Origin of the sequence: Blastococcus haudaquaticus (assembly GCF_900230285.1) — a bacterium.
GTDB classification, from domain to species: domain Bacteria; phylum Actinomycetota; class Actinomycetes; order Mycobacteriales; family Geodermatophilaceae; genus Blastococcus_B; species Blastococcus_B haudaquaticus.
The window spans coordinates 884,030-896,199 of the sequence record NZ_OCNK01000001.1 but is presented as its reverse complement, the minus strand read 5'-3'; the positions used below and the strand labels follow the sequence as shown (position 1 = coordinate 896,199).

The window sequence follows — 12,170 nt, the reverse complement described above, 5'->3', positions numbered from 1 at the left end:
CGCAGAAGGTGTGCCCATGGACCGACGTCGGCCGTCCCTCGTCCTGCTCCTGCTCTTCGTGCTGTGCACCGGTGCGGCCATCGTGTGGGGTGGCAGCCGGCCGGCCCTCGAGCAGGGGCTGGCGCCGGACCTGGTCCAGTTCCTCGGCTACGCGTGCGCCCTGGGAGCCGGTCTGCTGCTGATCTCGTCGACGGTCGAGGGCGCGGCCGCCGACCCGCGCCGGCTCGGGGCAGTGGTGCTCGCGGCGCTCGCCGTCCTCGTGCTGCTCGACCTGCTGGCCGACGACGGGCCGGACATCGGAGCCGGCCTCGGCCGACTGGTCGGGCTGGTGGTGATCATGGTCGCGACCATCCGGCTCGCGATGGGAGTCGCGGCGGCCGGGCGGGTCCGGTGACCGACCTCGACGGGCTGCTGGCCTTCGCCGCCCGGTCGCGGCTGGCCGACGGGGGCTTCGGCTACCTGGGCGCCGACGGCCGGGTGCTCCCCGATCGGCCGGTCGAGACGTGGATCGTCGCGCGGATGACGCACGTCTTCGGCCTGGCGTCCCTCCTGGGTCGCCCGGGGGCGGACGAGCTCGCACGGCACGGCGTCGTCGCCCTCACCGACGGGCCGCTGCACGACCGCGAGCACGGCGGCTGGCGGTCCAGCACCGACGACGGGACCAAGGCCGCCTACGTGCACGCCTTCGTCGTGCTGGCGGGATCCACCGCGGCGACGGCGGGCGTCCCGGGGGGCCGCGCGCTGCTCGCCGACGCCCTCGAGGTCTGGCAGACCCGGTTCTGGGACGACGAGCAGGGTCTCGCCGTCGAGGAGTGGGACCCCGCCTGGACCCGGCTGGACCCCTACCGCGGGGCCAACGCCAACATGCACGGCGTCGAGGCGATGCTGGCCGCCGCCGACGCCGTGGACGATCCCGTCGTCGCCGACCGGTTGCGCGGGCAGGCGCGGCGCGCGGTCGAGCGGGTCGTGCACGGCTGGGCGCGGGCGGGCGACTGGCGGCTTCCCGAGCACTTCACCGCGACCTGGGCGCCGCTGCCCGACTACAACCGCGACGAGCCCGCCGACCCGTTCCGCCCCTACGGCGTGACGATCGGGCACCAGTTCGAGTGGGCGCGGCTCGCCCTGCACGTCCGCGCCGTGACGCCGGAGGCCCCGGCCTGGCTGCTGGGCGACGCCGTCGACCTGTTCGCCGCCGCGGCGTCCCGAGGGTGGGCCGCCGACGGGTCGGACGGCTTCCCGTACACCCTCGGCTGGGACGACCGGCCGGTCGTGGGGGCCCGCATGCACTGGGTCGTCTGCGAGGCCGTCGCCGCGGCCGCGGTCCTGGCCGAGGCGACCGGCGAGCGGTCCTACCGCGACCTGGCCGAGCGCTGGCGCGCGTACGGGGAGCAACGCTTCGCCGACCCCGCCACGGGGAGCTGGCACCACGAGCTGACGCCGTCGGGGGAGGTCGGGACGGGCACCTGGGTGGGGCAGCCGGACGCCTACCACCTGGTCCAGATGCTGCTCCTCGACGGCCGTCCCGTACGGGGGAGCGTCGCCGCCGCACTGCGCTGACGGCGACGATCGCGGCGGGGCGCCTACCGTCGGGCCGTGGACTCCCTGCTGCCGCTCGCCGACTCGCGCTTCGTCTCGCTGACCACGTTCCGCCGCTCGGGGGAGCCGGTGTCCACCCCGGTGTGGGTGGGCCGGGCCGGAGCGGCCCTCGTCGTCCTGACACCGGCCGGGAGCGGGAAGGTCACGCGGCTCCGCAGCGACCCCCGCGTCCAGATCCGCCCGTGCGGGCGCTTCGGGAAGGTCGCCGACGGCGTCGAGCCGGTCGACGGGACGGCGGAGCTGCGGGAGGCCCCGGCCGACGTCGACGGGGCCCGGACCGTCATCCGGCGGACGTACCCCCTGGAGTCCCGGATCGTCCTGGGGATCGAGCGGCTCGTGGAGCGGCTGCGCCGCCGTCCCCGGACGGAACGACTCGCCCTGCTCATCACCTGACGGGGCGGCCGCACTGCGCTGACCTGCACGTGCAGGTGTCGCGTTGAATCCGAGGGGGTAGGCGGTGCACGACCGATTCCCGAGCAGAGGAGCGCAGCAGTGGCCAGCGTGCAGGAAGCGATCGACGTCGACGTCCCCATCCGCGTCGCCTACGACCAGTGGACGCAGTTCGAGTCGTTCCCGCAGTTCATGGGCGGGGTCGAGCGGATCACCCAGCTCGACGACACCCACACCCACTGGGTCACCAACATCGACGGCGTGAAGCGCGAGTTCGACGCCGAGATCACCGAGCAGCACCCCGAGGAGCGCGTCGCCTGGACCAGCACCACCGGTGAGGCCAAGCACGCCGGGGTGGTCACCTTCCACCGCCTGGACGACGCCAAGACCCGGGTGATGATCCAGATCGACTGGGAGCCCGAGGGCCTCGTCGAGAAGGCCGGCGCCGCCCTCGGCTTCGACGACCGCCAGGTGAAGGCGGACGCGAAGAAGTTCAAGGAGTTCATCGAGAGCCGCGGCACCGAGACCGGTGCCTGGCGCGGGGACGTCGAGCGCCCCAGCTGACCGACCGGATCTGCCGACGGCGCCCGTCCCCCGCGTGGGGACGGGCGCCGTCGTCGTCGGGTGACCGTTCTCACCCCTCCGAGTGAGAGAACTTCGGCCACGCTTCACTTCTGGTTGGGATTCGTCGGAATACAGTGGTGTCAACCTGCATTACTAAGGGTGTAGGCACCAGATTCGACGAAAGAGGCAAGCAGAGATGAGCAGCGTGACGACCCGGTGGCAGCAGCGTCGGCAGGCCGCGCGTACCCGGCGGGCGCTGAACCAGGCTCTCGCCCGTACGAGCAGCCCGGCCATGCGCGACGAGCTCCTCACCCTCGCCAACAGCCGCTGACCCGGCGGCGCCGTCCTTCGGCGCTCCAGAGCGACCCCGACCTCCCGCGGAGGCCGGGGTCGCTCGCTGTCCGGGGCCGTTCACCGTCCTCGGGCGTGGCCGAGGACGACGGCCAGGGCGACGGCCAGGGCGACGGTAGCGGCGTCGTGCAGGCCGAGCGAGGTGCCGATGACCATGCCCAGCACCTCTCGGATTGCGCACCCGGTGAGGCAGTGCAGCGTCGCCCGCCGGGCAGCCGCCCAGGTGACCGGTTGCTCCGTGCTGCCATGCTGTTGCTGTGGGTGCACGGAGGCGTTCCGCGGAGGCGCTTCCGTCGACCCGCGATACCCCCATGGGGTATTTGCGCTCCGCAGGGCTCCGCTCCGGCGGCACTCGCGAGGGGTCCGGACGCCACCGACGGCTCCGTGTGGGGGCGGTCGGCTCCTCCGCCCCGTCCCCCGATCGGGGCAGGGACCTCAGGCCCGCGCCAATTCATGCCGTTTCATGCATCGTGCTTCTCATGCGGATGTCGACCGTCCCGGGCGCCGTCGCCGGTGGGCGGTCGGCGTCGACGGTGTCGATGGCGTCGACGTCCCGGCCGGGCTGTGCCCCGTGAGCGCCACCGGGGACGAGGCCCGTGAGACGTCGGGCGCCACCACGGGGGGACTCCTCCGCTACGTCCGGACGATCGGCGGCACCGAGGCGGTCGACCAGGTACTCCTGCGGGCCGGCGTCACGGCCACGGCCGAGCAGCTCGAGGACCAGTCGCTCTGGTGGAGCTACGAGACGCGCATCCGGCTGTTCGCCGCGGCCACCGAGGTGCTCGACGACCCCGAGCTCATGTTCAAGGTCGGGGCCGCCGCCCTGCAGACCGGGCTCGCGCACTCGATCGTGATCCTGCTGCGCACGATGGGCAGCCCGCGCCAGGTCATCAAGCAGCTACCACGTGCGGTGGCCAAGTTCAGCACGACGTCGACCATGGAGGTCCTCGAGGCCGGCGCGACCACGGCCACCATCCGGTACACGCTCCACCCGGGTTTCGAGCACTCCAGGCTCGACTGCAGCTACGCCCAGGGTCTCTTCAGCGTCGTCCCCACGGTCTTCGGTCTTCCTCCGGCGCGCATCGAGCACGACGAGTGCGAGTCCGACGGCCACGCATCCTGCCTCTACCGGATCTCGTGGGACCGGCGCAGCAGGCTGCGCCGCCGTCGTGCGGTGGACGAGGTCAGCCCCGAGCTGCACGCCCTGCGCGGCCAGCTGCGGACGCTGCAGTCGGCGGCGACCGAGCTCGTGGGCAGCGACGACGTCGACTCGGCGCTCCGGCGGATCGTGACCCGGGCGGCCGAGGCCGTGCTGGCGCCCGCGTACCTGCTGGCGGTGCGGGCCCCCGGCGGTGGTCAGCCGACGGTGCACAGCGCCGGACTCCCCACCGAGCAGGTGACCGCGCTCGCGGACGTGCTGCTCGCCGGCGGCGACCTCGGGCCCAACGCCGTCGTCGTCGACGTCGCCTCCGCCCGCCGGTCGCACGGCCGGCTGGCGGCCATCTACCCGGCCGGCAGCGGCACGATGGGTGACGAGGAGTCGATGCTCGCGGCGTACGCCGGGCACGCCGCCGCCGCCCTCGACCTGATCCTCGCGCTGGAGCACGCCCGGTTGGAGGCCGACCGCGCCGGCGCGCTCCTGTCCCTCGCCCACGAGCTGGCCGGGGCGTCGGACGCGTCGGCCATCAGCTCGATCGTCGCCGCCGCCCTGCCGCGCGTGGTGGGCTGCAGCAGCGCCTCGGTCATGCTCTGGGACCCGGCCGAGGGGCAGCTGCGCGCCCTGGCCTCGGCGGGCACCGGACCGGGCCGGCGTGACGTCCTCCTCGGCACGGCCCTGCGCCCCGAGGACACCCCCGAGCTGGTCGGGATGCTCACCGACCGGGAGCCCCGCATCATCAGCGCCGGCGACAGCAGCCCGGCGCTGCAGCGGCTCCTGGCCGAGATCGCCGTCTCCGACGTCGTCGCCGTCCCCCTGCTGTCGGGGGCGACCTTCCTGGGCGTGGCCACGGCGAGCTGGGAGGCGGGCCAGGCGCCGGAGGAGCTGGGCGGCGACGTGCTCGCCCGGCTGCGCGGCGTCGGTGACCAGGCCTCCACGGCGCTGCAGAAGGCGCGGCTGCTGGAGACCGTCCGGCACCAGGCCAGTCACGACGCGCTCACCGGCCTGCCGAACCGGGTGCTCTTCCTGGAGCGGCTGGAGGGCGAGCTGCCCGGAGCCCGGCCCGGCGCCCACCTGGGCGTCCTCTTCTGCGACCTGGACGGGTTCAAGGCGGTCAACGACTCCCTCGGGCATGCCGCGGGGGACGAGCTGCTGCGTCAGGTGGCGGCGCGGCTCCGCGCGGTCGTGCGCCCCGGTGACACCGTCGGGCGGCTCAGCGGCGACGAGTTCGCCATCGTGCTGCCCGGACTGGCCGACGCCGCGGGCGCGCACGGGCTGGCCGAGCGGGTGGCGGAGTGCTTCACCGAGCCGTTCCGCCTGGAGGGCACCGACGTCGTCGTCGGCACGAGCGTCGGCGTCGCGGTGCACGGGGCCGACGTCGAGCGCACGGCCGATGAACTGATCCGCGAGGCGGACGCCGCCATGTACCGGGACAAGCAGCGCGGCGGCTCCGCCGGACGGGCGGCCCGCGCCACCCGCTGACTCAGTCGCGCAGGCGGGACCGCAGGACGGCCTGCTCGTCGGCACCGAACCCGTGGGACTCCAGCCAGCCGAGCGGCCCGCCGTGCCGTTCGTCGAGCAGTGCCAGCACCCGCGCCATCGTCTCGGCCCGGGGCGTGTGGCTGGCGACGTCCCGCGTCTGCATGTCCTCGGCGTAGGTCGGCGAGGACGCCAGCTTGGCCACCAGCGCGTCGATGACCTCGGCGGTCATGGCGTAGTCGGCCACGATCTCCTCGTGGGGGACGCCGGCGACGGCCAGGGAGAGCGCGCAGACCACGCCGGTCCGGTCCTTCCCGGCGGCGCAGTGCACCACCGAGGCTCCGGGCCCCGCGTGGGTGAGGGCGCGCAGCGCCTCGACCACGTTGTCGCCGCGCTGGCCGAGGTAACCGAGGTAGGACCGCACGGCGGGTGATTCGCCCTCGTCGTGCGCCGCGACCTGGCGGGGGAGCAGCGACTCCAGCCAGCCGGCCGGCAGGTCGAGCTCGGCGTCGTCCTCCTCGACGGCGAAGACGTCGGTGTGGTGCCCCCGCTCGGGCAGGAGGGTGAAGTGCCGGTGGGTCACGTCCGCGACGTCCCGCAGCGGTCCGCGGCCCTCCAGCAGGATCTCCGCCGTGGTGCGCAGGTCGACGACCTGGCGCAGGCCGATCTCGTCCACCAGCAGCCGCACGTCGTCGTCACTCAGGGTCTGCAGGTTGTCGCTGCGCAGGATGCGGCCCGGCACCGTCCGGCCGCCGTCCGCGGTGGGCAGCCCCCCGAGATCGCGGGTGTTCGTGGTGCCGTCGAGCCGCACCCAGCGGCCGGTGCGGGTGGAGGTCACCCGAAGACCGTACGTCGCGCCGGTGACGGAACGGCCTCGGGCGGGCGGACGGCCGGCGTCCGGGGAGGGACGGAAGGCTCTGGGCCGCGGGTCCGGCCGCCCCTACCGTGCGGCCATGGCCGGAAAGCCGTGGCGCTGTCGCCTCGGCTGGCACGACTACGTGCGGCAGCACCCAGCGGACGAACGTCTGCAGGGTCCCGCGCGGCAGGTGTGCCGGCGCTGCGGCAGAGGACGGAACCTCGACGACGGGAACGTCCCGCCGATCGCCTTCGGCTGACGCGCGGTCAGCCGTCGATCAGGTCGGCGCAGAGCTCGAGCAGGCGGGCGCGCAGGACGGCGCCCCGCTCGGCGAACCCCCGCTGCGCCGCCACGTACTCCGCCTTCCCCTCCGGCGTCTCGATCGCGACCGGCGCGTACCCGTGCTCGCGCAGGTCGTACGGAGAGGCCCGCATGTCGAGCACCCGGATGTCCACGGCGAGCTCGAAGCAGTCGGCGAGCAGGTGCCCCGGCGTCGCGGGGCTGAGCTTGTAGGCCCACTTGTAGAGATCCATGCCCGCGTGGAGGCAGCCCGGCTGCTCCAGCTCCACCTGGGTCTCCCGCGTGGGCTGCAGACGGTTGCGACCGACCGCGGGCCCGGTGAAGAAGCGGAAGGCGTCGAAGTGGCTGCACCGGATGGGGTGCGCCTCGACGACGTCGTCGGTGCCCTGCTGCCCGAGGCGGAGCGGAATCGGATGCCGGGTCCCGGTGCCGCGGTAGACCATCGCCCACTCGTGCAGGCCGAGACAGCCGCTGAACGCGGGCCGGGACGCGGTGGCGGCGAGCAGTCGGCGGACGAACCGGACGGTGTCGCCACGGTCGGCGAGGAAGGCGGCGACGTCCAGGCGCACGGTGGTGCCGTCCGCCGTGTACCAGCGCCACTCCGCGTGCGGCGCCGGAGCGGCCAGCGCGAGGCCGGGGCCGGGGTGCCAGCGACGCAGCCGCCCGGGAGACTCGGAGTAGTAGCTGAACAGGAAGTCCAGGACGGGGTGGGGCTCCCCGCGCTGCCGGCGCTCCCGGTGCGGGACCGCCCACCGGTCGACCCGCGCCTCGTGGGCCGCGGTGCGACCGGCCCACTCCTCGTGCGACAGCACGGCGGTGTCGGCGGTGGGGTCGACGGTGGCGTCGACGGTGGGGTGCACGCCTCCAGGCTAGGAGCAGCGGTCGGATGCTCCCCTAGTGGGCGCTCCAGCCGCCGTCCATCACCAGCGAGGTGCCGGTGACCGACTGCGCGGCCGGTGAGCACAGCCAGGCCACCGCGTCGGCGACCTCGGCGGGCTCGATCAGTCGCTTGAGCGCGGCGGGGGCGAGCATGACCTGCTCGACGACCTGGTCCTCCGACAGGCCGTGGGCCTTGGCCTGGTCGGCGATCTGCCCCTCGACGAGAGGCGTCCGGACGTAGGCGGGGTTCACGCAGTTGGACGTGACGCCGTGCTCGGCGCCCTCGAGGGCGATGACCTTGGACAGCCCTTCCAGGCCGTGCTTCGCCGTCACGTAGGCGGACTTGTATGCCGACGCGCGCAGGCCGTGGACGGAGCTGATGTTGACGACCCGGCCCCACCCGCGCTCGTACATGTGCGGGAGCGCCCCCCGGGCCAGCCGGAACGGCGCCTCGAGCATCAGCCGCAGGATGTAGGAGAACCGGTCCACGGGGAACTCGTGCAGGGGCGCCACGTGCTGCAGGCCCGCGTTGTTCACCAGGACGTCGACGGCGAGGTCGAGCGCGTCGACAGCGTCGAGATCGGACAGGTCGACGGCCACGGCGGTGCCGCCGACCTGGGCGGCGACGCTCTCCGCGGCCTCGGCGTCCCGGTCGACGACCACGATGTCGGCCCCGGCCTCGGCCAGGCGGGTCGCGCACGCCCGCCCGATGCCCGACCCGCCGCCGGTGATGAGTGCGCGTCGCCCGCTCAGGGGACCGTTGACCGCCATGCGCGCAACCGTAGGGCCCGGGCCCCCTCCGCGGTGCCCGGGAGACAGCTCCGGATCCGCGACATGACCTGCGTCACATCGGGGTAGCGGGGGCCCAGGCCGCGGGGTCTCCGCGGTCCCGGCATCGTCCTGGACGGGCACCACCTCGGCGAGGAGTCTTCATGTCCGCACCCGCGCAGCCCCGAGCCGGCTTCGGAAAGGTCGTCGGCGCGAGCGTCATCGGCACCACCGTCGAGTGGTACGACTTCTTCCTCTACGGCTCGGCGGCCGCCCTGGTATTCCCGGCGCTGTTCTTCCCCGACCAGTCGGAGTTCGCCGGCACCCTGCTCTCCTTCGGGACCTACGCCGTCGGCTTCGCGGCCCGGCCCATCGGCGCCCTGGTCTTCGGCCACTTCGGCGACCGGATCGGCCGCAAGAAGCTCCTGGTGATCTCACTGCTCATGATGGGCGGCGCGACCTTCGCCATCGGCCTGCTGCCGACGTTCGGCACCGTCGGCGTCCTCGCGCCGATCCTGCTGGTCACCCTGCGTCTCATCCAGGGCTTCGCCCTCGGCGGTGAGTGGGGCGGCGCCGTCCTGCTCGTCTCCGAGCACGGGAAGCCGGAGAACCGCGGCTTCTGGTCGTCGTGGCCGCAGGCCGGTGCCCCGGCCGGCAACCTGCTCGCCACCGGCGTGCTCGCCCTGCTGGCCGCCTTCCAGTCCGACGCCGCCTTCGAGAGCTGGGGCTGGCGGATCCCGTTCCTGCTGTCGGCCGTGCTGATCCTCGTCGGGCTCTTCGTGCGGCTCGCCGTCAGCGAGTCGCCGGTCTTCCTGGAGGCGCAGCGCGTCGCGGCGGAGAAGGCGGCCGAGACGGGCGTGGCGGAGAAGGCGCCGATCCTCACCGTGCTCGGGCACTACAAGCGCGAGGTGCTCGTCGCCATGGGGGCGCGGATCGCGGAGAACGTCTCGTTCTACCTGCTGACCGCGTTCAGCCTGTCCTACCTGATCAACTCCCAGGGCGCGGAGTCCTCGTTCACGCTCAACGCCCTGGTGGTCGCGTCGGCGGTGCACCTGGTGACCATCCCGCTGTGGGGCGCCCTGTCCGACCGGATCGGGCGCAGGCCCGTCTACCTGTTCGGTGCGGTCGGCATCGGCGCCTGGGCGTTCGCCCTGTTCGCCCTCCTGGACGCCGACAGCTTCTGGATGAGCGTCCTCGCCATCACCGTCGGGCTGCTGTTCCACGGGGCGATGTACGGCCCGCAGGCGGCCTTCTTCGCCGAGCTGTTCGGCACGAAGTCCCGGTACACGGGCGTCGGCATCGGCTCCCAGCTGGCCTCCCTGGTCGCCGGCGCCCCGGCACCGCTGATCGCGCTCGCGCTGCTGGGCAGCTTCGAGGAGCCCAACACCACCGCGGTCTCGCTGTACCTCGTCGCCTGCGCTGTCATCACCGTGGTCGCGGTCTTCTCCTACGGCGAGACCGGCAAGCGGGACCTGGCCGCCGACCACGCGGTCGTGCCGAAGACGGAGGGGCGAGCGGCCGAGCGGGTCTGACGGAAAGACCCCTCCGGAGCCCCGCCCCAGCGTGCAGGGCGGGGCACTGGAGGGGTCGCGCCTCAGTCCGGTGCGTTGCCCGGGCGGACGACGCCGTCGTCGCCCTGGGCCTCCTCGTCGGTGGTCAGGGTGGCGTCGCCCTGGGGCGCGTCCCCGGTCTGGTCCTCGGCGACCGGTCCGTCGGTGGTGTCGGGGGACTCGCGGTAGCCGGTGTCTGACTCGCTCATGTGGCTCCTCATGCCCCGCCGTCGGACCGCCCGAACGCGAACGGCCGCCGTCCCCCGGGAGGGACGACGGCCCAAGCGTGATGGAACGGCCCCGCTGCAGGGTCCCGCCGCGAGCGTGCGAGCGGTGGGGGCAGGGGGTCCTTCTTCAGAAGGCGGCCTCGTCGACCTCCATCAGCGCGTTGTCGGTGTTCTCGACGATGACCCGCTCCGACGACAGGCGGGGCAGCACCTGGGTGGCGAAGAACCGCGTGGCGGCCAGCTTGCCCTCGTAGAAGTGCCGGTCCTTCTCGCTGACCGCGCCGGAGAGCGCGGCGAGCGCGACCTCCGACTGGCGGACGAGCAACCAGCCGGTGACCAGATCGCCGGCGGCGAGCAGCAGCCGGCTGCTGCTCTGCGCGACCTTGTACAGCGAGGTCATGTCCTCCTGCGCCGCGGTGAGGTGACCGAACATCGCGGCCAGCATCCCCTGCACGTCGGACAGCGCGGCACCGAGCAGTGCGCGCTCCTCCTTGAGCCGGCCGTTGCCCACCTCGCCGTCGACCGTGGCCTGGATCTGCTCGGCCAGCCAGGTCAGGGCGACGCCGCCGTCCTTGACGATCTTCCGGAAGAAGAAGTCCTGTCCCTGGATGGCCGTGGTGCCCTCGTAGAGGGTGTCGATCTTGGAGTCGCGGATGTACTGCTCGATCGGGTAGTCCTGCAGGTAGCCGGAGCCGCCCAGCGTCTGCAGCGATTCGGCGGTGAGCAGCTGGGTGGCCCGCTCGGAGCCGAAGCCCTTGACGATCGGCAGCAGCAGGTCGTTGACCCGCCCGGCCAGCTTCGCCTTCTCGCTGCCCTCCTCGCCCGCGGCCTCGGCCTCGGTGATCTGGTCGCGGAAGCTCGCCGCGTAGAGGTACAGCGCGCGCATGCCCTCGGCATAGGACTTCTGCAGCATCAACGAGCGGCGGACGTCCGGGTGGTGGGTGATGGTCACCCGCGGGGCGTCCTTCGACGTCGCGGTCAGGTCGGCACCCTGGACGCGCGTCTTCGCGTAGTCCAGCGCCACCTGGTAGCCGGCCGACAGCGTCGCGATCGCCTTGGCGCCGACGAACATGCGGGCGTGCTCGATGACCTTGAACATCTGCGCGATGCCGTCGTGCACCTCGCCCACGAGCCAGCCCTGGGCCGGCACCGGGCCGTCGCCGAAGGTCACCTCGCAGGTGGTGGAGACCTTGAGGCCCATCTTCTTCTCGACGTTGGTCACGTAGGCGCCGTTGCGCTCACCCAGCTCGCCGGTGGCGAGGTCGACGTGGAACTTGGGGACGACGAACAGCGACAGCCCCTTGGTGCCGGCCTTCGCGCCTTCGGGACGGGCCAGGACCAGGTGGATGATGTTGTCGCTGAGGTCGTGCTCGGCAGAGGTGATGAACCGCTTCACGCCGGTGATGTGCCAGGTGCCGTCGGCCTGCTGCACGGCCTTGGTGGTGCCGGCGCCGACGTCGGAGCCCGCGTCGGGCTCGGTGAGGACCATCGTGGCGCCCCACTTGTGCTCGAGCATGAGCTCGGCCAGGCGCTTCTGGTCCGGCGTGCCCAGCTCGTCCAGGATCGCGGCGAACGCGGCACCCGAGCCGTACATGAACACGGCAGGGTTGGCGCCGAGGATCATCTCGAAGGCGGCCCAGGTGAGCACGTGGGGGGCGCCGAAACCACCGAGGTGCTCGGGCAGGTCGAGGCGGTACCACTCGCCGTCCTCGACGGCCTTCACCGACTTCTTGAACGACTCCGGCAGCGACACGGAGTGGGTGGCCGGGTCGAACACCGGCGGGTTCCGGTCGGCGTCGACGAAGGACGCGGCGACGGGGCCCTCGGCCAGCTTGCGGACCTCGGCCAGCACACCGCGGGCGGTGTCCGCGTCCATCTGCTCGAACGGCCCGGTGCCGAACCGGTCCTTGGTGTCCAGGAACTCGAAGAGGTTGAACTCCAGGTCCCGGAGGTTGGCGGTGTAGTGCGTCATCGAGCTGACTCCCGTGCTGCTGCGGTGGCCGGCGATTACCTACTCGCCAGTAACAAACGTTATTACTCACCGGTAGCAACGG

General features: G+C 73.1%; 13 protein-coding genes. 7 read left to right on the top strand and 6 right to left on the bottom strand.

Features of this window, described 5'->3' with window-relative positions; translation table 11 throughout:
• Window positions 1-16: 16 nt before the first annotated feature.
• The 5 genes from CRP30_RS04405 (at window position 17) to CRP30_RS23200 (ending at window position 2,881) form a co-directional block, all read left to right on the top strand.
• The gene (locus tag CRP30_RS04405) at window positions 17-394 is read left to right on the top strand and encodes a hypothetical protein (RefSeq protein WP_097182674.1); all 378 of its coding nucleotides are present in this window, start codon (window positions 17-19) and stop codon (window positions 392-394) included.
• Complete coding sequence (locus tag CRP30_RS04400; RefSeq protein ID WP_097182673.1) at window positions 391-1,557, top strand: AGE family epimerase/isomerase; 1,167 nt, start codon at window positions 391-393, stop codon at window positions 1,555-1,557. The genes CRP30_RS04405 and CRP30_RS04400 overlap by 4 nt, the downstream gene beginning before the upstream one ends.
• 36 nt (window positions 1,558-1,593) lie before the next feature.
• Window positions 1,594-1,989 (top strand): PPOX class F420-dependent oxidoreductase, encoded by a 396-nt coding sequence (locus CRP30_RS04395; protein WP_200814530.1) that lies wholly within the window; start codon window positions 1,594-1,596, stop codon window positions 1,987-1,989.
• A 99-nt stretch (window positions 1,990-2,088) separates the two neighbouring features.
• On the top strand, window positions 2,089-2,550 hold the full coding sequence (locus tag CRP30_RS04390) for an SRPBCC family protein (RefSeq protein WP_097182672.1): 462 nt from the start codon (window positions 2,089-2,091) through the stop codon (window positions 2,548-2,550).
• Between the two features lie 196 nt (window positions 2,551-2,746).
• Window positions 2,747-2,881: a hypothetical protein gene (locus CRP30_RS23200; protein WP_254920418.1), complete on the top strand. Its 135-nt coding sequence runs from the start codon at window positions 2,747-2,749 to the stop codon at window positions 2,879-2,881.
• 80 nt (window positions 2,882-2,961) lie between these two features.
• On the opposite strand, the gene CRP30_RS23195 is transcribed toward CRP30_RS23200, so the two are convergent.
• A complete protein-coding gene (locus CRP30_RS23195; RefSeq protein ID WP_255407325.1) occupies window positions 2,962-3,168 on the bottom strand; it encodes a DUF4396 domain-containing protein in 207 nt (68 codons plus the stop codon).
• A 304-nt stretch (window positions 3,169-3,472) separates the two neighbouring features.
• Here CRP30_RS23195 and CRP30_RS04380 point away from each other — a divergent pair, with 304 nt between their 5' ends.
• Window positions 3,473-5,539 (top strand): sensor domain-containing diguanylate cyclase, encoded by a 2,067-nt coding sequence (locus tag CRP30_RS04380; RefSeq protein WP_235003163.1) that lies wholly within the window; start codon window positions 3,473-3,475, stop codon window positions 5,537-5,539.
• Window position 5,540: 1 nt separating this feature from the next.
• On the opposite strand, the gene CRP30_RS04375 is transcribed toward CRP30_RS04380, so the two are convergent.
• From CRP30_RS04375 to CRP30_RS04365, 3 genes are all read right to left on the bottom strand, one after another.
• Window positions 5,541-6,374 carry a tyrosine-protein phosphatase gene (locus tag CRP30_RS04375; RefSeq protein WP_097182670.1) on the bottom strand — a complete coding sequence of 278 codons (834 nt, stop codon included), beginning with the start codon at window positions 6,372-6,374 and terminating at the stop codon, window positions 5,541-5,543.
• A 284-nt stretch (window positions 6,375-6,658) separates the two neighbouring features.
• A complete protein-coding gene (locus CRP30_RS04370) occupies window positions 6,659-7,552 on the bottom strand; it encodes a 3-methyladenine DNA glycosylase (protein WP_235003162.1) in 894 nt (297 codons plus the stop codon).
• A gap of 34 nt (window positions 7,553-7,586) precedes the next feature.
• Complete coding sequence (locus tag CRP30_RS04365) at window positions 7,587-8,342, bottom strand: 3-hydroxybutyrate dehydrogenase (protein WP_097182669.1); 756 nt, start codon at window positions 8,340-8,342, stop codon at window positions 7,587-7,589.
• Between the two features lie 161 nt (window positions 8,343-8,503).
• On the opposite strand from CRP30_RS04365, the gene CRP30_RS04360 reads away from it, so the two are divergent.
• The gene (locus CRP30_RS04360; protein WP_097182668.1) at window positions 8,504-9,871 is read left to right on the top strand and encodes an MFS transporter; all 1,368 of its coding nucleotides are present in this window, start codon (window positions 8,504-8,506) and stop codon (window positions 9,869-9,871) included.
• Between the two features lie 62 nt (window positions 9,872-9,933).
• Here the strand turns inward: CRP30_RS04360 and CRP30_RS22680 are convergent, their stop codons facing one another.
• Both CRP30_RS22680 and CRP30_RS04355 read right to left on the bottom strand, forming a co-directional pair.
• On the bottom strand, window positions 9,934-10,098 hold the full coding sequence (locus CRP30_RS22680; RefSeq protein WP_200814529.1) for a hypothetical protein: 165 nt from the start codon (window positions 10,096-10,098) through the stop codon (window positions 9,934-9,936).
• A 145-nt stretch (window positions 10,099-10,243) separates the two neighbouring features.
• A complete protein-coding gene (locus CRP30_RS04355) occupies window positions 10,244-12,088 on the bottom strand; it encodes an acyl-CoA dehydrogenase (protein ID WP_097182667.1) in 1,845 nt (614 codons plus the stop codon).
• Window positions 12,089-12,170 lie beyond the last annotated feature (82 nt).